Below are 22,367 nucleotides of genomic sequence, written 5' to 3'. Positions count from 1 at the left end.
CCCCGGGGAGCCGCTCAGCGGGTGGTGCTGTTCTTGCCGTCGCGCCAGGAGAGCAGGTCGCGCACCGGCTGGAGGTCGATGTCCGGGCCGGTGATGCCGAGCGTGAAGAGGCGGGCGCCGAGGTCGAACTGCTGGTCGAGCACGCCGAAGGAGGCGTCGCCGACTCCCCCGCGGACGCTCGCGCCGGTCGAGATCTCGATGGCGTCCCTCTCGCGGTCGACGCGCGAGCACCAGTCGGCGAGGACGCCGAGCTTGCGCTCGAGAGTCGGGACGTCGGAGAAGCTGTGCCAGATGTCGGCGTGCTCCGCGACGATGCGGAGGGTCTTCTTCTCGCCGCCGCCGCCGATCATCACGGGGATGTCGCGGGTGGGCTGCGGGTTCAGCTTGTCCCAGCGGGCGCGGATGCGGGGCATGGCCTCGGAGAGCTCGTCGAGGCGCGAGCCGGCGGTGCCGAACTCGTAGCCGTACTCCTGGTAGTCGCGCTCGAACCAGCCGGAGCCGATGCCGAAGATCAGGCGGCCCTCGGCGCCCTTCGCGCTGATGTGGTCGACGGTGCGGGCCATGTCGGCGAGCAGGTCGGGGTTGCGGTAGCTGTTGCAGGTGACGAGCGGGCCGAACTCGATGCGGCTGGTCTGCTCGGCCCAGGCGGCGAGCATGCTCCAGCCCTCGAAGTGCAGGCCGTCGGGCTCGCCGGAGAGCGGGTAGAAGTGGTCCCAGTTGAAGGCGATGTCGACGCCGATGTCCTCGAGCTCGGCGAGCGTGTCGCGGATGACCTCGTAGGAGACGTGCTGCGGAGCGATCTGGACGCCGATGCGGACGGGGCGCGGAGAAGCGGTTGTCATGCCTTCACGCTAGACCTCGCGGCGGGCGGCGTGCCGGTGGACGGGTCTCGATACGCCCCTGCGGGGCTACTCGACCAGCATGAGGCGGACCCCCCGCTGATCGAGTAGGCCGCGCAGCGGGCGTATCGAGATCCACCGGGGCGGCTACTCGCCGGCCGGGTCGGGGGACGCGGTGGGGGCGTCGTCGCTGGTGGAGCGGGCGAGCTTGACGGTGGTGGCGCCGTCGGCGTCGAAGAGGCGGAGGCGGCCGCCGTCGATCGAGGCCATCATCGCGTCGGCGAAGATCATCGGCAGGGCGACGCCGTCGCAGGCGATCATCGTGCTCGGGCCGGCGTCGACGGTCAGCGCGCCCTCGCCGTCGATCGACCACTCGCCCTGCACGCCGTTGCAGCCGTCGGAGCCGGTCCAGGTGCCGTCCTCGGCGAGGAGCAGGAACGGGACCTCGGGCGACTCGTAGGACACTCCCGTGACCCAGCGGCCGACGAGCTCGTCCGGCGCCGGGGCCGACGCGGCGTCCACTCCGGAGCCCTCGGAGCAGCCGGCGAGGCCGAGGGCGACGGCGGCCGCCGCGGCGACCGCGAGACCGGCGCGCACGCCCCTCATCGGCCGAGGAGCTTCTGCAGCTGCTCCAGCTCCTCCGGAGTGGGCTGCGCACCCGCGCCGGAGCCGCCGCCGAGGCCGAAGCCCGAGCCGCCCGCGTTGGTGGACTGCGGGCCGGAGCTGATCGCCGCGTTCTCCGCGGCGCGCTTGGCCGGGTTGCCCGACTTGCTGCTCTTCTTCTTCTGCGGCTTCGGGCGGCCCTGGTAGCCGGCACCGGGCACGGGGCCCATGCCGGGGACGTTCGGCACGCCGCCCTTGGCGACGGTCTTCATCATCTTCGCGGCCTGGTCGAAGCGCAGGACGAGTTGGTTGACGTCGGTCACGGTCATGCCGGAGCCGCGGGCGATGCGCAGGCGCCGCGAGCCGTTCAGCAGCTTCGGATTCACCCGCTCGGCCTTGGTCATCGACTGGATGATCGCCTCGGTGCGGACGATCTCGCGCTCGTCGAACTGGTCGAGCTGCTCGCGCATGCCCTTCGCGCCGGGCAGCATGCCGATCATCTTCTTGATCGAGCCCATGTTGCGCAGCTGCTGCATCTGGCCGAGGAAGTCGTCGAGGGTGAACGTGTCCCCCATGATCTTCTCGGCGATCTTGCGCGCCTCGTCCTCGTCGAAGGCGCTCTGCGCCTGCTCGATGAGGGTGAGGACGTCACCGAGGTCGAGGATGCGGCTCGCCATGCGGTCCGGGTGGAACTGCTCGAAGTCGTCGAGGCCCTCGCCGGTGGACGCGAAGAGGATCGGGCGGCCGGTGAGCGAGGCGACCGACAGGGCCGCGCCGCCGCGGGCGTCGCCGTCGAGCTTGGAGAGGACGACGCCGGTGAAGTCGACGCCCTCCTGGAAGGCCTTCGCGGTGGCGACCGCGTCCTGGCCGATCATCGCGTCGATGACGAAGAGGACCTCGTCCGGGTTCGTCACCCGGCGGATGTCGGAGGCCTGCTTCATCATGTCGGCGTCGACGCCGAGGCGGCCGGCGGTGTCGATGATGACGGTGTCGTACTGCTTGTCGGTGGCGAAGCGGATCGCGTTCTGCGCCACCTTCACCGGGTTGCCGACGCCGTTGCCGGGCTCGGGCGCGTAGACGGCGACGCCGGCCTGCTCACCGACGACCTGCAGCTGCTGCACAGCGTTGGGGCGCTGGAGGTCGGCCGCGACGAGGAGCGGAGTGTGGCCGTCCTTGCCGAGGTACTTGCCGAGCTTGCCGGCGAGGGTCGTCTTTCCCGCGCCCTGGAGGCCGGCGAGCATGATGACCGTCGGCGGGCGCTTGGCGAACTCGAGGCGGCGCGACTGGCCGCCGAGGATCGCGACGAGCTCCTCGTTGACGATCTGCACGACCTGCTGCGCGGGGTTCAGCGCCTTGTTGACCTCGTCGCCGAGGGCGCGCTCCCGGACCTTGCCGGTGAACGCCTTGACGACGTCGAGCGCGACGTCGGCGTCGAGCAGCGCGCGCCGGATCTCGCGGACGGTGCCGTCGACGTCCGAGGCCGAGAGCTTGCCCTTCGTGCGCAGGTTCTTGAAGGTCTCGACGAGTCGATCGGAGAGGGTGCCGAAAGTAGCCATGATGCCGGGAATTCTACCGGAGCCTTCCCGGAGGTCGGACGACGGCGGCCCGCGTCGATTAACTGTACCGGGTGCAGGAACTCGTCTAGGGTGGCCGGGTGATCGAGACACTGCTCGCGGGCGACGCCGCGGATCCCCTGGACTACCGCGACGGCTGGGAGCTGCAGCGCCGGCTGCACGGCGAGGTGGTCGCCGGTTCGCGGCTGGGCACGCTCGTGCTCTGCGAGCACGCCGCCGTCTTCACGGCGGGCAAGCGCACGGAGGCGCACGAGCGGCCGGTCGACGGCTCCCCCGTGGTCGATGTCGACCGAGGCGGACGGCTGACCTGGCACGGGCCGGGGCAGCTGGTCGGCTACCCGATCGTGCGGCTGCGGGAGCCGGTGGACGTCGTCGCCTACGTCCGCTCGCTCGAGGGCATGCTGATCGACGTGCTCGACGACCTCGGTGTCGCCGGGGTGCGGGTCGACGGGCGCTCGGGGGTCTGGATCCGCCGGGGCGAGGGCGCCGACAAGATCGCGGCGATCGGCATCCGGGTGGCGCACGGGGTCACGATGCACGGCTTCGCCCTCAACGTCTCGAACAGCCTCGAGCCCTACTCCCGGATCGTCGCGTGCGGCATCGCCGACGCCGGAGTGACCACTGTCGAGCGCGAGCGCGGCGAGGCGCCGTCCATGGAGTCGGTGCGCGCCCGGGTCCAGGCGCGGTTCCGGGAGGCGGCGCCCGCCTTCGCGGTCGTGGAGACGATCGCGGGGGTCGCGGCGTGAGCGCCGAGACCGGCGGCCGGAAGCTGCTGCGCCTCGAGGTGCGCAACGCCGAGACGCCGATCGAGCGCAAGCCCGAGTGGATCAAGACCAAGGCCGTGATGGGCCCGGAGTACCGGCAGCTGCAGTCGCTGGTGAAGGACGAGGAGCTCCACACCGTCTGCCAGGAGGCCGGCTGCCCGAACATCTTCGAGTGCTGGGAGGACCGCGAGGCGACCTTCCTGATCGGCGGCTCGCAGTGCACGCGTCGCTGCGACTTCTGCCAGATCGACACGGGCAAGCCCGCGGACTACGACGCCGACGAGCCGCGCCGGGTGGGCGAGTCGGTGGCGCGGATGAACCTGCGCTACGCGACGGTGACCGGGGTGGCCCGCGACGATCTGCCGGACGAGGGCTCCTGGCTGTACGCCGAGACGATCCGGCAGATCCACGCGCAGGCGCCGGGGACGGGCGTCGAGATCCTCGTCCCCGACTTCACCGGGCGCGCCGAGCACCTGCAGCGCGTGTTCGACGCCCGGCCGGAGGTGTTCGCGCACAACGTCGAGACGGTGCCGCGGATCTTCAAGCGGATCCGGCCGGCGTTCCGCTACGAGCGCTCGCTCGATGTCCTGACCCAGGGGCGCGATGCGGGGCTGATCACCAAGTCGAACCTCATCCTCGGCATGGGCGAGGAGCGCGAGGAGATCTCGCAGGCGCTGCAGGACCTGCACGACGCGGGCACCGACATCGTGACGATCACGCAGTACCTCCGCCCGACTCCGCGGCACCTGCCGGTGGACCGCTGGGTGCATCCGGAGGAGTTCGTCGCGATCAAGGAGGAGGCGGAGGACATCGGCTTCCTCGGCGTGCTCTCGGGCCCGCTCGTCCGCTCCTCGTACCGCGCCGGTCGCCTCTGGGCCCGCTCGATGGAGTCGAAGGGCCTGCCGGTCCCCGAGCACCTGCGCCACCTGGCGGACGCGGCCCTCGGCTTCTCCCAGGCGGTCTGACCCGCTCTCCCCGCGAGATGCCACTTGTGCACGCCTTGCACGGCGTGTCGCGTGCACAAGTGGCATCTCGCGGGAGCGGGCGAGACGGCGGGCGACCGGGCCTCGTATCCTTGACGCATGTCCACGGCCACGGCGCGAGCAGTCCTTCTGCGTCGAGCGCTGGAGACGCACCGTGCCGCCGTGGACGAGGTCCTCGCCCGATACGGAGCGCGCGATCCCCGACTCTTCGGCTCCGTCGCCCGGGGTGACGCCCGCGCGGACAGCGACATCGATCTGTTCGTCGACCTCGAGAGCGGATCGGGCAACGCCCTGCTGCGAGTGGCGGGCATCGGCGAGGAGATCAGCCGCATCCTCGGGGTGCGGGTGGACGTTGTGACGGAGTCGCTGCTCCGCCGACCTGTCTCGGAGACCGCGCACCGCGACATGGTTCCCCTGTGAGCAGGTCGCCCGAGGACCGCTTCTGCGACATCCGCGCCGCGATCGACCGCTGCATCGAGTACCGGCCCTACCTGAGCGGCGACGACGACGCGATGGCCGGCATGGCCATGGACGCAGTGCTGCGCAACCTCGCCGTGATCGGAGAGGCGGTGCGCGCGCTCCCGGAGTCCGCGCTCGTGACCTTCGAAGGCGTTCCGTGGGCGGCTATCGCGGGGCTCCGCAACGTGATCATCCACGAGTATTTCCGCATCCAGCCGGAGCTCATCATCGAGATCCTCGACGAGGAGCTGCTGCCCCTGGCCGAGGCACTGCGGACGCGACACCTCTGACTCCTTCGCGAGATGCCAGTTGTGCACGCCTTTCACGGCGTGTCGCGTGCGCAAGTGGCATCTCGCGGAGGGGGAGGGAGGGCTCCCGGGTCAGGCGACGAGCTGGGCGGCGAAGACGTGGGGGGTGAAGCCGGTGAGGTCGTTGATGCCCTCGCCCTGGCCGACGAGCTTGATGGGGATGCCGGTCTTCTCCTGGACGGCGAGGACGAAGCCGCCCTTGGCCGAGCCGTCGAGCTTGGTGATGACGAGGCCGGTGACGCCGGCGTGCTCGATGAAGGCCTGGGCCTGCATCAGGCCGTTCTGGCCGGTGGTCGCGTCGAGGACGAGGAGGATCTCGGAGATCGGCGCCTGCTTCTCGACGACGCGCTTGATCTTGCCGAGCTCGTCCATCAGCCCGCCCTTGGTGTGCAGGCGGCCCGCAGTGTCGATGATGACCATCTCGATGCCGTGGGTCTTCGCGTACTCGACGGTCTGGTAGGCGACGGAGGCCGGGTCCTGGCGCTCCTGCTGGGGCCGGACGATCTGCGCGTCGGCGCGCTGCGCCCAGGTGGCGAGCTGGTCGACCGCGGCGGCGCGGAAGGTGTCGGCGGCGCCGACCACGACGCTGCGGTCGAAGTTGCGGAGGAACTTCGCGAACTTGCCGATGGTCGTGGTCTTGCCGACGCCGTTGACGCCGACGACCAGGATTACGGCGGGCCGCTCGCTGAGCTTCAGCGTCGTGTCGTACTTGGCGAGGCGCTCCTCCAGCGACTCGCGGAGCATCCGCTGGAGGTCGCGCGGGTCGGTCGTGTTGTAGCGGTCGACCTTGGCACGGAGGTCCTCGACCATCTCCTCGGTGATGTCCGGCCCGAAGTCGGCGGTGATCAGGGCCGTCTCGAGGTCGTCCCACGTCTGCTCGTCGATCGTGCGCTTCTCGAACAGGCCGCGGAGTGCGCGACCGAGCGACCAGGAGCTGCGTTCTGCCATGCGCCCAGGCTACCGGCGGGCGGACGTCCGATCTGCAGGCGATCCGCCCTTCGCGGCGCCTGCACCTGCGGCAGGACGGGCCTGCGGGCCGGCATCGCCTGCGAATCGAACCCGTGAATCAGACCGCCGGGGCCTCCACGCGCTGACCGACCACGGCGGAGACCCCGTCCTGGCGCATCGAGACGCCGTAGAGGGCGTCGGCGATCTCCATCGTGCGCTTCTGGTGCGTGATGACGATCAGCTGACTCGACGTGCGGAGGTCCTGGAAGATGCTGAGCAGGCGGCCGAGGTTCGCGTCGTCGAGCGCCGCCTCCACCTCGTCCATGATGTAGAACGGGCTCGGCCGCGACTTGAAGATCGCGACCATGAAGGCCACCGCCGCGAGCGAGCGCTCGCCGCCGGAGAGCAGCGACAGCCGCTCGATCTTCTTCCCGGCCGGGCGCACCGCGACCTCGATGCCGGTGGTGAGCAGGTTCTCCGGGTCGGTGAGCCGGATGCTGCCGGTGCCGCCGGGGAAGAGCACCGGGAAGACGTCCGCGAAGGCGGCCTGGGTGTCGTCGAAGGCCGAGGCGAAGACCGTCTGCATCGTCTCGTCGAGCTCCTCGATGATGGTCAGCAGGTCGCGGCGGGTGTTGGTGAGGTCGGTCAGCTGCTCGGTGAGGAAGACGTGGCGCTGCTCCAGAGCCGCGAACTCCTCGAGGGCGAGCGGGTTCACCCGGCCGAGCTGGCCGAGCTGCTTCTCGGCCTTGTCCAGCCGGCGGCGCTGCTCGTCGCGGACGAACGGGCGCGCGGGCGCCTCGGCGTCGGTCTCGTCGGGGACCGGGACCTCGGGGCCGTACTCGGCGACCAGCACGTCCTCGACCAGTCCGAGCTCGGAGCCGGCGCGCTCGAGCAGCCCGGTGAGCTGCAGGCGCTTCTCGTAGATCTGCAGCTCGAGGCCGTGCACGCTCTCGGTGACGCTCTGCAGCCGGTCGCGGAGCACGCCCTCCTCGCGCCGCAGCGCCTGAAGCTCCTCGTTCTGCTGCGAGCGGGCGGTCTCGGCGCGCAGCAGCTCGGCACGCGACTGCTGCACCGAGCGGTCGACGGAGGCGAGCACGGCGGGGATGGCGCCGGTCACGTCGGCCGCGGCGTCCTGCTGACGGCGGCGGATCACGGCGCGGCGGGCGGCCTCGTCGGCGGCGGCGCGGTCGGCGGCGAGCTGGCGCTCGAGCGACTCGCCGCGGGACTGCTCGGCTCGGACGCGCTCCTTGGCGGTCTCGACGCCGAGGCGCGCCTCGATCTCGCGCTCGCGTGCCGCGTCGACCTCGCGCTGGAGGCCGTCGCGGGCGCTGACGTCGAGGACCGGGCGCGGGCGCGAGCGGGCGACGTCGAGCTCGGCCTTCGCCTTCTGAGCGGCGGCCTCGGCGTCGCCGACCCGCTCGGTGGCGATGGTCAGGGCCTTCTCGCCGCGGCCGAGCTCGGCGGTGGCGCCCTCGAGCTGCGCGCGGACCCGGCCGAGGCGCTCGGTGTGCGCGGCGCGGGCGGCGTCGTGCTCGCGCAGGGCGGCGAGGGCGAGGCGCGACTGCTCCTTGGCGGCGCGGAGGGCGCCGGTCTGCTCGGCGAGGTCGAAGCGGAGGCGGTCGATCCGGCCCTCGATCTCCTCCAGCCGGCTCGCTGCCGCGTCGCGCTCGGAGACCAGCTCGAGGCGGCTGCGCTGCCCGCCCGCTCCCCCGCTGAGGACGGCGTCCGAGACCGAGGCACCGTCCCGGGTGACGACGGTGACGGGGTGCTCGCCGCCGGCCAGCGCGGGCCAGAGCCGGCGGGCGGTGTCGAGGTCGTCGACGACGACGACCTGCTCGAGCAGGGCGAGGACGCCGTCGGGGCCGGTGACCAGGTCGCGGGCACGGGTCGCTCCCTCCGGCACCTCGATCGCGAGGGCGGGGCGGGCGGCGTCGCCGATCAGCAGCTCGACCCGGCCGAGCTCGCGGCGGATCGCCTCGTCGAGCGCGGCCTCGGCCTGCGGCTGCGAGTCGGCGAGCACGGAGTCGGCGGCCGCTCCGAGTGCCGCCGCAATGGCCGCCTCGTAGCCGGGGCGGACCTGGATCCGCTCGGCGACGCGGCCGCGGATGCCGTCGAGGCGGGTGGCGATCAGCTCGGCCGAGCCGTCGGAGACGTCGAGGGCGAGCGAGAGGGCGCTGCGGCGGGCGGCGAGTCCGTCGCGCTCGCGCTCCAGCGCGTGCAGCTCCTCCCGGAGCCGCTCGATCTCGCCCTCGGCCTCGAACACCGAGGACTGGGCCAGCTCGTAGCCCTCGTCGAGCGTGCCGTCGGTGCCGCCGCCCGCCTCGCCGATCTCGTCCTCCAGCGCGTCGAGCTGGCGCTGGGCCGCTTCGCGGCGCTGCACGGCGGAGTCGAGGGTGTTCTGCGCGCGGAGGACCTCGCCGCGGACGGCCGCGAGACGGGAGGCCGCGGTGTCGGCCTGGCCGGTCAGCTTGGACAGCTCGAGGTCGTGCCGGGAGACGAGCGCCGACTGCGCCGCGATCTCCTCGTCGGTCGCGTCCAGGGCGCCGCGGGCGCGCACCGTCGCCTTCTGCGAGTCGGTCCACGCGGTCTCCGCGTCGAGGACGGCGACGCGGAGGCGCTCCAGCTCGGCGCGCGCCTCCTCGACCATCGGCGCCGTGACGCGGGGCTGCACGGCGGGCTGCTCCGACTCCGCCTCGAGCAGGGCGAGGCGCTGGCCGGCGAGCGCCGCCAGATTGCGCAGCCGCTCCTGCACCGACTCGAGCTCGAAGGTGGTGCGCCGGGCGTCGTCGACCGCGTCGCCGACCATCTCGGACTCGATCCGGGCGGTGCGCAGCGTGCTCTGCTCCAGCCGCTCCTGCAGCACGAGGCGCTCGCTGTGCCGCTCGCTCTCGGTGCGGGCGAAGCCGTCGAGCGCGGTGCGGAGGGTGACGACGTCGTCGGCGAGCAGTCGCGCGCGGGCGTCGCGGACGACGGCGGCGATGGTCTGCGCCTGCCGGGCGACCTCCGCCTGGCGGCCGAGCGGCTTGAGCTGGCGGCGGATCTCGCCGGCGAGGTCGGAGAGGCGGGTCAGATTCGCCTGCATGCCGTCGAGCTTGCGGAGGGTCTTCTCCTTGCGGCGGCGGTGCTTGAGGATGCCGGCCGCCTCCTCGATGAAGCCGCGGCGCTCCTCCGGGGTCGCGTGCAGGACGGCGTCGAGCTGGCCCTGGCCGACGATCACGTGCATCTCGCGGCCGAGACCGGAGTCGCTCAGCAGCTCCTGGACGTCGAGCAGCCGGCAGGCGCGGCCGTTGATCGCGTACTCGCTGCCGCCGTTGCGGAACAGGGTGCGCTTGATCGTCACCTCGGTGTACTCGATCGGCAGCGCGCCGTCGGTGTTGTCGATGGTGAGCGCGACCTCCGCGCGGCCGAGCGGGCCGCGGGTGGAGGTGCCGGCGAAGATGACGTCCTCCATCTTGCCGCCGCGGAGGGTCTTCGCGCCCTGCTCCCCCATCACCCAGGCGAGAGCGTCGACGACGTTGCTCTTGCCCGAGCCGTTGGGCCCGACGACGCAGGTGACCCCGGGCTCGAAGGCGAACGTGGTCGGCTGCGCGAAGGACTTGAACCCCTTGAGGGTCAGGCTCTTCAGGTACACCCGGCCGCCTCGCTCCGCTCGAAAACGCTCCCTACGGTACTCGACGGGCTCCGTCGTGCCGCGGAACCGCGCGGTGCGGCCCGGCGGCGTGCACACTGGGGAGGTGACGAGCCCCATCGACCCCGCGCTCCGGATCCGCGAGCTGCCGATCCCCGAGCACCCGGGCGCCGAGGGCTGGCACGACTTCGTCACCCTCACCGCGATCGGCAACGCCGTCGAGGCCGAGGGCACCGGCACGGACGAGCTGGGCTTCCCCGCCGAGACGAACCTCGGCGAGTGGCGGCAGCAGGAGTTCGACCCTCGCCGCGCGTTCCTCGCCGAGGTCATGACGGACGACGGCGTCCGCGCGGTCGGCAGCGGCGAGCTGCACTGGAGCACCGAGGAGGGCGACGACGCGGCCTGGCTGGCGTTCTCCGTCCTCGCCGGGGAGCGCGGCCACGGGGTCGGCTCCGCCCTGCTTGAGCGGCTGACGGCGGAGGCGCAGGCGCTCGGGCGCACCGTGCTGCAGACCTGGACGGCGCACCGGGCCGACCGTTCGGCGCCGCGCCTGGCCGCCCGCTCGGGGGCCGGCTCCGTGCCCGCCGACGACCCCGGCGCGCGCTGGCTCGCCTCCCGCGGCTGGGTGCTGGAGCAGGTGGAGCGGGTCAGCGCGGTGCGACTGCCGCTCGACCCCGTGCTCGCCGCGTCCCGGCGCCGCGGTGCCCTCGCGCACGCCGAGGCCTACGAGCTGCGGCACTGGAGCGGCGCGACTCCCCAGGAGCTGGTCGACGGCATGCTCGCCCTGCGCGCGAGCATGTCCGCGCAGGCGCCCACGGCCGGGCTGTCCGTGCCCGAGGAGACCTGGACCCGCGAGCGCCTCGAGGCGCACGACCGCGAATCGACCGCCGGCGGGCGGGTGGAGCTGACCTCGGTCGCTCTGCACGAGGGCCGGCCGATCGGCTACTGCACGGTCGACGTGCTTCCCGGCCGCGCCGCGCTCTGGGGCGCGACGCTCGTGCAGCCGGCGCACCGCGGGCACCGGCTCGGCATGCTGCTCAAGCTCGACGCGCTCGAGCACCTCGCCGCGGCCGACCCCGACTGCCGGGCCGTCTACACCTGGAACGCGGAGGAGAACCGGCCGATGCTCGCCGTCAACGAGGCCGTGGGGTTCCGCGCGATCGCGGTGGAGGGCCAGTGGCGGCTCGACGAGGTGGCGCCGTGATCCCCCTGGTGGAGCCGGGGCCGGCGCTGACCGCCGCCGAGCGCGAGCGCTTCGCCCGGCAGATCCGGCTGTCGCCCCTCAGCGAGCTCGGGCAGCGCCGCCTGCGGAACGCGCGGGTGCTCGTCCTCGGCGCGGGCGGCATCGGCTCCCCGGTGATCACGGCGCTCGCCGCGGCCGGAGTCGGGCACCTCGGGATCGTCGACGGCGACGTCGTCGAGGCGTCCAACCTCGCTCGGCAGACCGCGCACGACGAGTCGTCGATCGGCTCGTCGAAGGCGGAGTCCGCGGCGGCGACCGCGCGGCGGCTCTCCCCCGGGATCGATGTACAGGCGTTCCCCGTCTCCTTCACCGGTGCGAACGCCGACGCGCTCGTCGCCGGCTGGGACGTGGTGGTCGACGGCTTCGACACCTTCGGGTCGCGCTACCTGGCCTCTGACGCGACGACCAGGGCCGGCGTTCCGCACGTCTGGGGGTCGGCGCTCGGCTTCGACGGGCAGCTGTCCACCTTCTGGGCGGCCGCGCCGGGCGGCGGAGTCACCCTGCGCGCCCTGCACCCCGGGGCCGAGGACGCGGCCGACAGCTGCGCGACGGTCGGGGTGCTCGGCTCGCTCTGCGCGGCGATCGGCTCGGCGATGGCGAGCGAGGTGGTCAAGCTCGTCACGGGCGTCGGCTCGCCGCTGTTCGGGCGGGTCGTGGTGCACGACGCGCTGGACGGCTCGTGGAGCGAGCTGCCGCTGGCCCGCGCGGTGCCGCCGGTGGCCGCGGTGCTCGCTGTGGCCGGAGCGGTGACCGCCGACGAGCTGCGGGCGCGGCTCGTGGGGCCGATGCCGCCGACGGTCGTGGATCTGCGGGAGGACGACGAGGACCGCTCGGTCGCGATCCCCGGGGCCGTGCGGCTGCCGATGTCGCGCTTCGATCCGGCGCTGCTGCCCGCGGGGCCGCTGGTGCTGCACTGCGCCTCGGGCGTGCGCTCTCGGATCGCGGCCGACCGGGCGGCGGCGGCGGGGATCGCCTCCGACTCTCTGCTCGGCGGCATGGTGGGCTGGCGCTGATCCGATCGGAGGTGCGATTCGCAGGTCGTCCGCGTTCCCTGTGCCGTCTCGCCGCGTGGCGCGGCCGAGCGGAGCCGAGATCTCCTGCACAACGGACATGAGCCTGCACAACAGACAGGAGCCTGCAGAACGGACAGGAGCCTGCAGAGCGGCGAGAGGCGCGGGTTTCAGCCGCCGGCGAAGGGCGGCAGGACGTCCACCGCGGCGCCCGCGGGCAAAGGCATGGTGCGGTCGGTCGTCGAGACGCCGTCGACCAGGTAGCTGCAGCGGGCGAGGACGTCGGCCGCAGACGGGACGGCGGCGACCAGCTCCGCCTCCAGGGCGGCCAGGTCGGCGACACCGTCGAGCTCGTCGGAGGCGCGCCCGAGGGCGGCCTTCGCCGCGGCGAAGTAGCGGACGCGCACGCTCAGCCGCCGATCGCGCTCATGGTGCGCTCGGGCTGCACGAAGCCGGCCCGGTTCATCTCGTGGCCGGCCGGCTTGGCCCACATCGCGCCGCGCCAGAGCTGGGCGACGTGGTGGTCGTCGGCGCCGGAGCGCATCGCGCCGAGCAGGTCGGTCTCCTCGTTGGAGAAGAGGCAGCTGCGGACGCCGCCCTCGGCGGTGAGCCGGGTGCGGCGGCAGTCGCCGCAGAACGCCTCGGTGACGGAGGCGATGATGCCGACGGTGCCGAGCAGCTCGTCGGAGCCGATCGCGCGGACGTCGAAGAGCTCGGCGGGCGCGCCGTCGCGCGGGGCGGCGTTCGGCGTGAGGACGAAGCGCTCCGAGAGCAGGTCGCGGATCATCGCCGCCGTGATCATGGTGGAGCGGTCCCAGCCGTGGTCGGCGTCGAGGGCCATCTGCTCGATGAAGCGGAGCTGGTGCCCTCCGGCGAGCGCCCAGGCGAGCAGCTCGGGCGCCTCGTGGTCGTTGATCCCGGGCAGCAGTACCGCGTTGATCTTGGTCTGCTTGAGCCCGGCGGGGCCGAGCGCGTCGATGCCGGCGAGGACCCGGTCGAGGAAGGGGCGGCGGGTGACCTTCGCGAAGGTCTCGGCGCAGATGGAGTCGAGCGAGACGTTCACGCGGTCCAGGCCCGCGTCGGCGAGCGACTGCGCGCGGCCGGAGAGGCCGATCGCGTTGGTGGTCAGCGAGATCTCGGGGCGCGGCTCGATCGCGGCGACGTCGCGGATGATGTCGACGAGGTCCTTGCGCAGCAGCGGCTCGCCGCCGGTGAAGCGGATCTGGCGGACGCCGAACTGCTCGACGGCGATGCGGGCGAGGCGGACGATCTCCTCGCGGTTCAGCAGCGAGGCGGGCGGCTGGAACGGCAGGCCCTCGGCCGGCATGCAGTAGGTGCAGCGGAGGTTGCAGCGATCGGTGAGCGAGATCCGCAGGTCGTCGGCGACGCGTCCGTAGCTGTCGAGCAGCAGCGGGGTCTCGGGCCGCTCGGCCGGAAGGACCGCACCGCGTGGGCGGGGCCGGATGCCGGGGATCCCGAGTGCTGTGCTCATCCGGACAGACTACGCGCCGGATCCGGGCCGGAGCGGGCAAGATGGAGACGTCCCTGCCGCCGGTCAGGAACGCCTCCGCCCCGTCAGGAACGCCCCGCGCCGTCAGGAGCGCTTTCGCCGGCCAGGACCTCCGAGAGGACCCGATGACCTCGATCGATCTGCACGCCGCCCGTGTGCGCGCGCTGCTCTCGCCGCTGGCCACCCGCGGCGCCCGCGAGACGCTGGCGCTCGCTCCCGCCGCCGTCGCGGCCGACCCGGGCGCGTACGACCGCCGGGTCCTCGCGCGCTCGGTCGACGCTCCGCTGGATCTGCCCCGCTTCGACAACTCGCAGATGGACGGCTTCGCGGTGCGTGCGGCGGACCTCGCCGCGGCGAGCGCCGGCAGCCCGGTCTCGCTGCCCGTGGCCGCGCCGATCCCGGCCGGCGACCGCGCTCCCCGGCACGAGGCGGGCACCGCGGTGCCGATCATGACGGGCTCGCCGCTGCCGGCCGGGGCCGACGCGGTCGTCGCGATCGAGACGGTCGACCCGCCGCGCTTCCCCGCCCCGAGCAGCACCGACGCCCAGGTGGCGTTCTCGCGCCCCGTCGTCGCGGCGGCCTTCGTCCGCGCCCGGGGCAGCGACGCGAGGCAGGGCGAGCTCGCGCTGCCCGCCGGCACCGTCCTCCGCGCCGCGCACTACGGCCTGCTCGCCTCGCTCGGCCTGACCGAGGTCGAGGTGCTGCCCCGCGTCCGCGTGCTGGTCGTGCCGACCGGGCACGAGATCCGCGCGGCCGGCTCGGAGCTCGAGGACGCGCAGATCTACGACGCCAACGGCTCGCTGCTGGCCGAGGCGGTCCGCGAGGCCGGTGGCCTGCCGAGCGTGGTGCCCTGCGGCAGCGACCGGGCGGAGGACCTCCTCGCGCTCCTCGACGCGCACGCGGCCGAGGCCGACCTCGCGATCACCGTCGGCGGGGTCAGCGCCGGCGCCTACGAGGTCGTCCGCGACGCGCTCGGGGCGGCCGGCTCGGAGTTCGGCCACGTCGCCGTGCAGCCGGGCGGTCCGCAGGGCCTCGGGCTCGTCCGGGTCCGCGACGACCTGCACCTGCCGATCGTGTCGCTGCCGGGCAACCCGGTGAGCGCCCTGGTCTCCTTCGAGCTGTTCCTGCGGCCCGTGCTCCGCTCGCTCGCCGGCCGGCTGCCGGCCGAGCGCCCGCGGCTGCGTGCCCGGCTGGGCACGCCGCTCGACTCCCCCGGGCACCTGCACCAGATCCGGCGCGGCACCCTCGACGACGAAGGGCTCGTGCACGCCGTCGGCGGCCCGAGCTCGCACCTGCTCGCGTCCTACGCTCGATCGAACGTGCTCATCCAGGTCCCGATCGGGACCGAGCACGCCGCGACCGGAGACACGGTCGAGATCTGGAGGATCGATGACTGACACGACGGACACGACCGGAAGCGGCGGGACGGCCGACGGCACCGAGCTGACCCACGTCCGCGGCGACGGCGCCGTGCACATGGTCGACGTCGGCGGCAAGCAGGTCACCTCGCGGGTCGCGGTCGCGGAGGGGTTCGTCGAGACGACCCCCGACGTCGTCCGCCTCCTCGCGCAGGGCGAGCTGCCCAAGGGCGAGGCGCTCGGCGTCGCGCGCATCGCCGGGATCATGGGCGCCAAGGCCACCTCCGCGCTGATCCCGCTCTGCCACCCGCTGGTGCTCGACGGCGTCGACATCGACCTCGAGCCCGGCGACGACCGGGTCCGGATCGAGGCGCGCGTGCGCACGAGCGGCCGCACCGGCGTCGAGATGGAGGCGCTCACCGCCGTCAGCGTCGCTGCGCTCACCGTCTACGACATGATCAAGGCCGTCGACCGCGGCGCCGTCATCACCGGGATCCGCGTCCTGGCGAAAGAGGGCGGCAGGAGCGGCTCGTGGAGCCGGTCGTGAGCCGCACCGCGGTTGCGGTGGTCGCCTCCACCCGCGCCGCCTCGGGCGTCTACGAGGACCGCACCGGTCCGGCGCTGCTGACCTGGTTCGAGAGCCGCGGCTGGAGCGGCCGCGTGGTCGTCGTCGCGGACGGCGACGCGGTGGGCGAGGCGATCTCCGACGCCCTCTCGGCCGGCATCGACGTGGTGATCACCACCGGCGGAACGGGTGTCGCACCGAGCGACGTGACTCCGGAGCAGACCGCGCCGCTGCTCGAGCGCGAGCTGCCGGGTGTCGCCGAGGCGATCCGCGCGCGCGGCGCCGCGCACGTCCCGACCGCCGTGCTCAGCCGCGGGCGCGCGGGGGTCAGCGGCCGGAGCGTGATCGTCAACCTGCCCGGCTCCCCCGGTGGCGTCCGCGACGGCATCGAGGTGCTCGAGCCGATCATCGGCCACGTGCTGGACCAGCTGGGCGGGGGCGATCATGTCCGCTGATCCCGTCGCCCTGGCCCGGATCGCCCGCGACCCCGTCACCGTCGACGAGTGCGAGCACGCCGTCGAGTCGCCGACGCACGGCGCCGTCGTCACCTTCGCCGGGATCGTCCGTGACCACGACGAGGGACGCGGGGTGCTCCGGCTCTCCTACGAGGCGCACCCGGAGGCGCCGGCGGCCCTGCTCGCCTCGGCCCGGCGGATCGCGGAGCGCTTCCCCGAGGTGCGGGTCGCCGCGGTGCACCGGGTCGGCGACCTCGTGGTCGGCGACCTCGCGCTCGCCTGCGCCGTCGCCTCCGCCCACCGCGCCGCGGCCTTCGAGGCCTGCGCGGCGCTGGTCGACGACATCAAGGCGACCGTGCCGATCTGGAAGGAGCAGTCGTTCGTCGACGGCAGCTCGGAGTGGGTCGCGTCGCTCGGCTGAGCCTCCGCGGCGGGCTCGGAAACACGAGCGTCACACGTCTGAGGTTCACTGGGAGGAGCGCGCCGTCGGCGCACGGAGCGGAGGGCGCGGCATGGACCTGAACACGATCCAGCACGTGCGCGTCGTCCGCGAGCGCGCCGAGCTGGCCGGGATGGGTCCGCGCACCGCGGTGATCGGCGGCGGGTCCTGGGTGTTCTCGCTCCCGCACGACCACCTCGACGAGTTGCTCGACCTGCAGGGCTTCGGCTGGGAGCCGTACCGCGAGACAGCCGAGGGCCTCTCGATCGCGGCGACCTGCACCCTCGCCGAGCTGTCGGCGATGCCGGACGGCGACAGGCCCGCGCACCCGCTCTTCTTCCAGTGCTGCACGGCGCTGCTGGGCTCGTTCAAGGTCTGGAACGTCGCGACGGTCGGCGGCAACATCGCCAACGCACTCCCGGCCGGGCCGATGATCAGCCTCGCCGCGGCGCTCGACGCCGAGGCCCTCGTCTGGCGGGCGGACGGCTCCGACGCTCTCGTGCCGGTCGCCGAGCTGGTGACCGGCAACATGACCACCTCGCTCGGGCACGGCGACGTGATCCGCTCGATCGAGTTCCCGCGCCGGGCGCTGGCGGCGCGGACCGCGTACCGGAAGATCGCGCTGTCGCCGCTCGGGCGCTCCGGAGCGCTCGTCATCGGCCGGGTGGACGCCGACGGGGCGTTCGTGCTCACGGTGACCGCCGCGACGATCCGGCCCGAGGTGCTGCGCTGGACGGCGCTCCCCTCCTCCGCAGAGCTCGACAGCGCGATCAGCGCGATCACGAGCTGGTTCACCGACCCGCACGGAGCGGCCGACTGGCGTCGCGCGGTGGTCGGCGTGCTGGCCGAGGAGATCCGCGGCGAGCTGGGCGGGACGGGCGGACCGGAGCCGATCACCGAGTCGGCCCCGACCGCGGGAGGCGCCGCATGAGGTTCACCGTCAACGGCGAGCCGGTCGACGCGTCGCCCCGCCCCGGCCAGGTGCTGCGGACGCTGCTGCGCGACCACGAGCACTTCGAGGTCAAGAAGGGCTGCGACGCGGGCGACTGCGGCGCCTGCTCGGTGCTCGTCGACGGCACGCCCTTCCACTCCTGCCTCTACCCCGCGCACCGCATCGAGGGGCGCGAGGTCACCACCGCCGCCGGACTCGGCACGCCGGAGGAGCCCGGCGCGGTGCAGCAGTCGTTCGTCGACCACGCCGCCTTCCAGTGCGGCTTCTGCACGGCGGGCATGGTCGTCACTGTGAGCGCCCTCGAGGGGGCGCGCGAGGAGGACCTCCCCCGCCTGATGAAGGGGAACCTCTGCCGCTGCACCGGCTACCGGCCGATCCGCGAGGCGGTGACCGAGCACGTCTGCGAGCCGCCCACCGGGCTGACCCCCGTGCGGCGAACCGGGCGCGTCTCCGCCGACGAGTCGCGGGTGGGCCGCTCGCTCGGCGCCCCGGCCGGCCGCCGCATCGTGTCCGGTCAGGAGCCGTACACGCTCGACGTCGCGGTGCCCGGGCTGCTGCACCTCAAGGTGCTGCAGAGTCCGCACGCGCACGCCCGCATCCTCTCGATGGACACCGCGGTCGCCGCGACGATGCCCGGCGTCGTCGCCGTGCTCACCGCGGCCGACGTCCCCGACATCCTCTACTCCACCGCACGGCACGAGTCGCGGCTGGACGATCCGGACGACACCCGGATGCTCGACACCGTCGTGCGCTTCCGCGGCCAGCGCGTCGCGGTCGTCGTCGCCGAGTCGGTCGGAGTGGCCGAGGCCGCCTGCCGGGCGATCGAGGTCGAGTACGAGCTGCTGCCCGCGGTCTTCGACCCCGAGGAGGCGCGCGCGCCCGGCGCCCCGCTCCTGCACTCCGACAAAGACCCGATCGCCTCGCGCATCGCCGACCCCGGCGCGAACGTGGTCGCCGAGCTGCACGGCGAGTACGGCGACGTCGCCGCCGGCCTCGCCGAGGCGGACGTCGTGGTCGAGGGCCGGTGGACGACGTCCCGCGTCGCGCACACCGCGCTGGAGACCCACGGCACCATCGGCTGGCTCGAGGGCGACGAGCTGGTGCTGCGCACCTCCACCCAGGTGCCGTTCCTGGTTCGCGACGAGATCGCGCGCATCTTCGATCGTGACCCCTCGAGCGTGCGGGTGTTCACCGCGCGGGTCGGCGGCGGTTTCGGCGGCAAGCAGGAGATCCTCACCGAGGACGTCGTCGCGCTGGCCGTGCTGGCGACCGGGCGGCCGGTGCAGTTCGAGTTCACCCGCTCCGACGAGTTCACGATGGCGCCCTGCCGGCACCCGATGCGGGTCGACGTCACGCTCGGCGCGCGCCGCGACGGGACGCTGACCGCGCTGAGCGTCGACGTGCTCTCCGACACCGGCGCCTACGGCAACCACGGCCCCGGAGTGATGTTCCACGGCACCTCCGAGTCGGTCGCGACCTACACGGCGCCGAACAAGCGCGTCGACGCGCAGGCGGTCTACACGAACAACCTGCCCTCGGGCGCGTTCCGCGGCTACGGCCTCGGCCAGGTGATCTTCGGCATCGAGTCGGCGATGGACGAGCTCGCCCTCGAGCTCGGCATCGACCCGTTCGAGCTGAGGCGGATCAACGCGGTGAAGCCCGGCGAACCGCTGGTCGTCACGCACGTCGAGGGCGACGACATCGGCTTCGCCTCCTACGGGCTCGACCAGTGCCTCGATCTCGCGGAGGCGGCGCTCGACCGCGCGACGGGGGCTGACGCTCCCGAGGGACCGGGCTGGAGCACGGGGCGCGGCATGGCGGTCGCGATGATCGCGACTCTGCCCCCGCGCGGCCACTTCTCGGAGGCCACCGTGTCGGTCGACGCCGAGGGCGTGCTCACGATCGGAGTCGGCACCGCGGAGTTCGGCAACGGGACGACGACCGTGCACACCCAGCTCGTCGCGAGTGCGTTCGGGGCCTCGGCCGATCGGGTGCGGATCCGCCAGTCGGACACCGCCGCGGCCCGGTACGACACGGGCGCATTCGGCTCCGCGGGGACGGTCGTCGCCGGCAAGGCCGTGTACAGCGCGGCGCTGCGGCTCCTCGCCGACCTGCGCTCGCTGGCGAAGCGGCTGACCGGCCACGACGGCAGCGAGTTCGAGCCGGACGACGAGGGGCTGCTCGCCGCCGACGGCACCCGGGTGAGCTACGCCGACCTGGTGCTCGCAGCCGGCGGACCGGTGTCGGCGACCGGCACCGAGGACGGAGCGCAGCGCTCGCTCGCCTTCAACGTGCAGGGCTTCCGCGTCGCGGTGCACGCGCCGACCGGTGAGGTGCGGATCCTGCAGTCGGTCCAGGCGGTGGACGCCGGCTTCGTGATCAATCCGGCGCAGCTCCGCGGGCAGGTCGAGGGCGGCGTCGCCCAGGCGATCGGCTCGGCGCTGTACGAGGAGGTGATCCTCGACGGCGAGGGCACCGTGACGACGGCGATCCTGCGGAATTACCACATCCCGCAGATGGCCGACGTGCCGCCGACCGAGGTGCACTTCGCCGACACGGCCGACGAGCTGGGCCCGTTCGGCGCGAAGTCGATGAGCGAGGCGCCCTACAACCCGGTGGCGCCCGCGCTCGCCAACGCCGTCCGCGACGCCGTCGGCGTCCGGCCGCACGCCCTGCCCGTCTCACGCGACCGCGTCTGGCGCCTGCTGCACCCCGGCGCGGCGCCGGTCCAGGCGGTCGACGCGGGCGCACCCCCCGGCTGACCCGAGCGGCGGCCGCGGCCGCCCATGCTGGTCGAGTAGCCCCGCAGGGGCGTATCGAGACCCACCACCGCCAGAACGCGAGGTCTGCAGACCAGCCTGCTGGCGACAGTGGATCTCGATACGCCCGCTCCGCGGGCTACTCGATCAGCATGAAGGCGCCCACTCGGTCGGCATGCGCACGGCCACTCGGTCAGCATGCAGACGCGGTGGGCATCACCTCCCTGCTGGTCGAGGAGCCGCGCAGCGGCGTATCGAGACCTACGCTCGTCAGGACACCGCGTCGAGGCGTCAGACGCGCGACGCCAGCTCCGCGCTCGCGCGGGCGACCTCGCGGGCGATCGCGTCCTCGTCGGCGGTGACGAGGTGGCCGTCCGCGACCACGGGCCGCCCGTTGACGAGCAGCAGCGTCAGCGGCGGCTGCGCGCCGAGCGCGAGGGCCGCGACCGGGTCGGCGATGCCGGCGTGCTCGATCCCGTCGATCCGCCACAGCGCGAGGTCGGCGAGCTTGCCCACCTCGATCGAGCCGATCTCGTCCTGGCGCCCGAGTACCCGGGCGCCGCCGATCGTCGCGATCGAGAGCGCCTGCCGGGCGCTCATCCGGTCGGCGCCCGCGCGGAGCCGGTTCATCAGCACGGCCGCGCGGATCTCGGAGCCGAGCTGCCCGGACTCGTTCGACGCCGCCCCGTCCACACCCAGCCCGACCGGAGCCCCGGCCGCCAGCAGCTGCGGGATCGGCGCGATGCCCGCCGCGAGCCGCGCGTTCGAGGACGGACAGTGCGCGACTCCGGTACCCGTGGCCGCGAACTTCGCGATCGCGTCGTCGTCGAGGTGCACGCCATGCGCCATCCAGACGTCGTCGCCGAGCCAGCCGAGCGACTCCAGGTAGTCCGTGGGCGACATCCCGAAGGTCTCCCGGGTGTAGACGTCCTCCTCGACGGTCTCGGAGCCGTGCGTGTGCAGCCGCACGCCGAGCTGCCGGGCGAGGACCGCCGACTCGCGCAGCAGGTCCGGCGTCACCGAGAACGGCGAGCACGGCGCGATCGCGACGCGCACCATCGCGTCGAACGAGGTGTCGTGGTACCGCTCGACGGCCTCGCCGCTGGCCTGCAGTGCCGCCGCGGTGGTCTCGACCGCGAAGTCCGGCGGCAGCCCGCCCTGCGACTCGCCGAGGTCCATCGAGCCGCGTGTCGCGTGCAGCCGCAGACCCAGGGTGGCGGCGGCGTCCACGATGCCGCCGACGATGTCGCCGGAGCCGCGCGGGAAGACGTAGTGGTGGTCGCCCACGGTGCTGCAGCCCGAGCGGGCGAGCACCCCCATCGCACCGAGCGACGCCGATCGGGTGAGGTCGGCGTCGATCCGCGACCAGGCGGGGTACAGCGCGACGAGCCAGTCGAAGAGGATCGAGTCCTGTGCCCAGCCGCGGGTCAGCCACTGGTACAGGTGGTGGTGAGTGTTGACGAGTCCGGGGGTCAGCAGGTGCCCACGACCGTCGACCCGGGTCAGCACGACCGGCTCCGCGGACGGGAGACCGGTCGGCGCCCGGCCGTCCAGGGCCCAGGCGGGCGGCTCCCCCGCGCCGACGGCGACGATCCGCCTATCGTCGACGACGACGTGACCGCCCGGGTGCTCGGCCCCGGCGGCGTCGACGGTGGCGACATGGGCTCCGGTGATGACGTGGCGCTGCATCCCCCGAGCATGGCAGCGCGGTGTTTCGCGGCGGTTTCCTCCGCCCCGGCCCGCCCTCGTCAGGGCCGTTCCGGACCGCTGCTCAGCGCGCGAAGAACCAGATCGCGAAGGGAGCAGCCGTCCACGAGCGCGTCGTCGTGCGGACGGTGAACCTCCCGGAGACGGTCCGTCGAGGACCGCGCGTCGTCGGCACGGCACGCACTCGAGGGGGAGGAAGGCCGACGGAGGGGGACGGACGCGGAGCGACGGGACATCACTTCGCGTCCGTCCCCTCGAGGCGG

Annotated in this window: 20 protein-coding genes; 12 read left to right on the top strand and 8 right to left on the bottom strand. The window is 73.5% G+C overall.

Annotated features, from left to right (window positions below; translation table 11 throughout):
* Positions 1 to 14: 14 nt before the first annotated feature.
* From EDF35_RS08905 to ffh, 3 genes are all read right to left on the bottom strand, one after another.
* On the bottom strand, positions 15 to 842 hold the full coding sequence (locus EDF35_RS08905; RefSeq protein WP_133961921.1) for an LLM class F420-dependent oxidoreductase: 828 nt from the start codon (positions 840 to 842) through the stop codon (positions 15 to 17).
* A 144-nt stretch (positions 843 to 986) separates the two neighbouring features.
* Positions 987 to 1,436, bottom strand: a complete 450-nt coding sequence (locus tag EDF35_RS08900) for an META domain-containing protein (RefSeq protein WP_166674053.1) — start codon at positions 1,434 to 1,436, stop codon at positions 987 to 989.
* 5 nt (positions 1,437 to 1,441) lie between these two features.
* A complete protein-coding gene (gene ffh / locus EDF35_RS08895) occupies positions 1,442 to 2,998 on the bottom strand; it encodes a signal recognition particle protein (protein ID WP_133961919.1) in 1,557 nt (518 codons plus the stop codon).
* Positions 2,999 to 3,096: 98 nt separating this feature from the next.
* On the opposite strand from ffh, the gene lipB reads away from it, so the two are divergent.
* From lipB to EDF35_RS08875, 4 genes are all read left to right on the top strand, one after another.
* Positions 3,097 to 3,762 carry a lipoyl(octanoyl) transferase LipB gene (lipB, locus tag EDF35_RS08890; RefSeq protein WP_133961917.1) on the top strand — a complete coding sequence of 222 codons (666 nt, stop codon included), beginning with the start codon at positions 3,097 to 3,099 and terminating at the stop codon, positions 3,760 to 3,762.
* Complete coding sequence (lipA, locus tag EDF35_RS08885; protein ID WP_208323042.1) at positions 3,759 to 4,745, top strand: lipoyl synthase; 987 nt, start codon at positions 3,759 to 3,761, stop codon at positions 4,743 to 4,745. The genes lipB and lipA overlap by 4 nt, the downstream gene beginning before the upstream one ends.
* A gap of 117 nt (positions 4,746 to 4,862) precedes the next feature.
* Positions 4,863 to 5,183: a nucleotidyltransferase domain-containing protein gene (locus EDF35_RS08880; RefSeq protein ID WP_123703290.1), complete on the top strand. Its 321-nt coding sequence runs from the start codon at positions 4,863 to 4,865 to the stop codon at positions 5,181 to 5,183.
* Positions 5,180 to 5,512: a HepT-like ribonuclease domain-containing protein gene (locus tag EDF35_RS08875; protein WP_123703288.1), complete on the top strand. Its 333-nt coding sequence runs from the start codon at positions 5,180 to 5,182 to the stop codon at positions 5,510 to 5,512. The genes EDF35_RS08880 and EDF35_RS08875 overlap by 4 nt, the downstream gene beginning before the upstream one ends.
* Before the next feature lie 90 nt (positions 5,513 to 5,602).
* On the opposite strand, the gene ftsY is transcribed toward EDF35_RS08875, so the two are convergent.
* Positions 5,603 to 6,478, bottom strand: coding sequence for a signal recognition particle-docking protein FtsY (gene ftsY / locus EDF35_RS08870; protein WP_123703286.1), 876 nt, complete (start codon positions 6,476 to 6,478; stop codon positions 5,603 to 5,605).
* A 118-nt stretch (positions 6,479 to 6,596) separates the two neighbouring features.
* Positions 6,597 to 10,109: a chromosome segregation protein SMC gene (smc, locus tag EDF35_RS08865; RefSeq protein ID WP_133961915.1), complete on the bottom strand. Its 3,513-nt coding sequence runs from the start codon at positions 10,107 to 10,109 to the stop codon at positions 6,597 to 6,599.
* Positions 10,110 to 10,212: 103 nt separating this feature from the next.
* Here smc and EDF35_RS08860 point away from each other — a divergent pair, with 103 nt between their 5' ends.
* Positions 10,213 to 11,310: a GNAT family N-acetyltransferase gene (locus EDF35_RS08860; protein ID WP_133961913.1), complete on the top strand. Its 1,098-nt coding sequence runs from the start codon at positions 10,213 to 10,215 to the stop codon at positions 11,308 to 11,310.
* Positions 11,307 to 12,362, top strand: coding sequence for a HesA/MoeB/ThiF family protein (locus tag EDF35_RS08855; protein ID WP_133961911.1), 1,056 nt, complete (start codon positions 11,307 to 11,309; stop codon positions 12,360 to 12,362). The genes EDF35_RS08860 and EDF35_RS08855 overlap by 4 nt, the downstream gene beginning before the upstream one ends.
* A 167-nt stretch (positions 12,363 to 12,529) precedes the next feature.
* Here the strand turns inward: EDF35_RS08855 and EDF35_RS08850 are convergent, their stop codons facing one another.
* Together EDF35_RS08850 and moaA are read right to left on the bottom strand one after the other, a co-directional pair.
* Positions 12,530 to 12,766, bottom strand: a complete 237-nt coding sequence (locus tag EDF35_RS08850) for a MoaD/ThiS family protein (protein ID WP_243839912.1) — start codon at positions 12,764 to 12,766, stop codon at positions 12,530 to 12,532.
* A 2-nt stretch (positions 12,767 to 12,768) separates the two neighbouring features.
* Entirely contained in the window at positions 12,769 to 13,851 is a 1,083-nt protein-coding gene (gene moaA, locus EDF35_RS08845) for a GTP 3',8-cyclase MoaA (RefSeq protein WP_133961909.1), read from the bottom strand.
* 143 nt (positions 13,852 to 13,994) lie between these two features.
* Between moaA and glp the strand changes: the two genes are divergently transcribed.
* The 6 genes from glp to EDF35_RS08820 all read left to right on the top strand — a co-directional run bounded on the left by glp (position 13,995) and on the right by EDF35_RS08820 (position 20,400).
* Complete coding sequence (gene glp / locus EDF35_RS08840) at positions 13,995 to 15,266, top strand: gephyrin-like molybdotransferase Glp (RefSeq protein WP_133961907.1); 1,272 nt, start codon at positions 13,995 to 13,997, stop codon at positions 15,264 to 15,266.
* On the top strand, positions 15,259 to 15,774 hold the full coding sequence (moaC, locus tag EDF35_RS08835) for a cyclic pyranopterin monophosphate synthase MoaC (protein ID WP_127886331.1): 516 nt from the start codon (positions 15,259 to 15,261) through the stop codon (positions 15,772 to 15,774). The genes glp and moaC overlap by 8 nt, the downstream gene beginning before the upstream one ends.
* Entirely contained in the window at positions 15,771 to 16,247 is a 477-nt protein-coding gene (locus tag EDF35_RS20775; RefSeq protein ID WP_166674052.1) for a molybdenum cofactor synthesis domain-containing protein, read from the top strand. Before moaC ends, EDF35_RS20775 begins: the two co-directional genes overlap by 4 nt.
* Entirely contained in the window at positions 16,237 to 16,668 is a 432-nt protein-coding gene (locus EDF35_RS20770; protein ID WP_123703271.1) for a molybdenum cofactor biosynthesis protein MoaE, read from the top strand. The genes EDF35_RS20775 and EDF35_RS20770 overlap by 11 nt, the downstream gene beginning before the upstream one ends.
* Before the next feature lie 91 nt (positions 16,669 to 16,759).
* Entirely contained in the window at positions 16,760 to 17,617 is an 858-nt protein-coding gene (locus tag EDF35_RS08825) for an FAD binding domain-containing protein (protein WP_133961905.1), read from the top strand.
* Entirely contained in the window at positions 17,614 to 20,400 is a 2,787-nt protein-coding gene (locus EDF35_RS08820; protein WP_133961903.1) for a molybdopterin-dependent oxidoreductase, read from the top strand. Before EDF35_RS08825 ends, EDF35_RS08820 begins: the two co-directional genes overlap by 4 nt.
* 288 nt (positions 20,401 to 20,688) lie before the next feature.
* Here EDF35_RS08820 and EDF35_RS08815 read toward each other — a convergent pair whose 3' ends face one another.
* Positions 20,689 to 22,086 (bottom strand): 8-oxoguanine deaminase, encoded by a 1,398-nt coding sequence (locus EDF35_RS08815; RefSeq protein ID WP_133961901.1) that lies wholly within the window; start codon positions 22,084 to 22,086, stop codon positions 20,689 to 20,691.
* Positions 22,087 to 22,367 lie beyond the last annotated feature (281 nt).

This window comes from Rathayibacter sp. PhB151, assembly GCF_004366415.1.
Taxonomy (GTDB): Bacteria; Actinomycetota; Actinomycetes; order Actinomycetales; family Microbacteriaceae; genus Rathayibacter; species Rathayibacter festucae.
The sequence above is the reverse complement of the archived record's forward strand: the minus strand, read 5'-3'. Positions and strand labels throughout refer to the sequence as shown.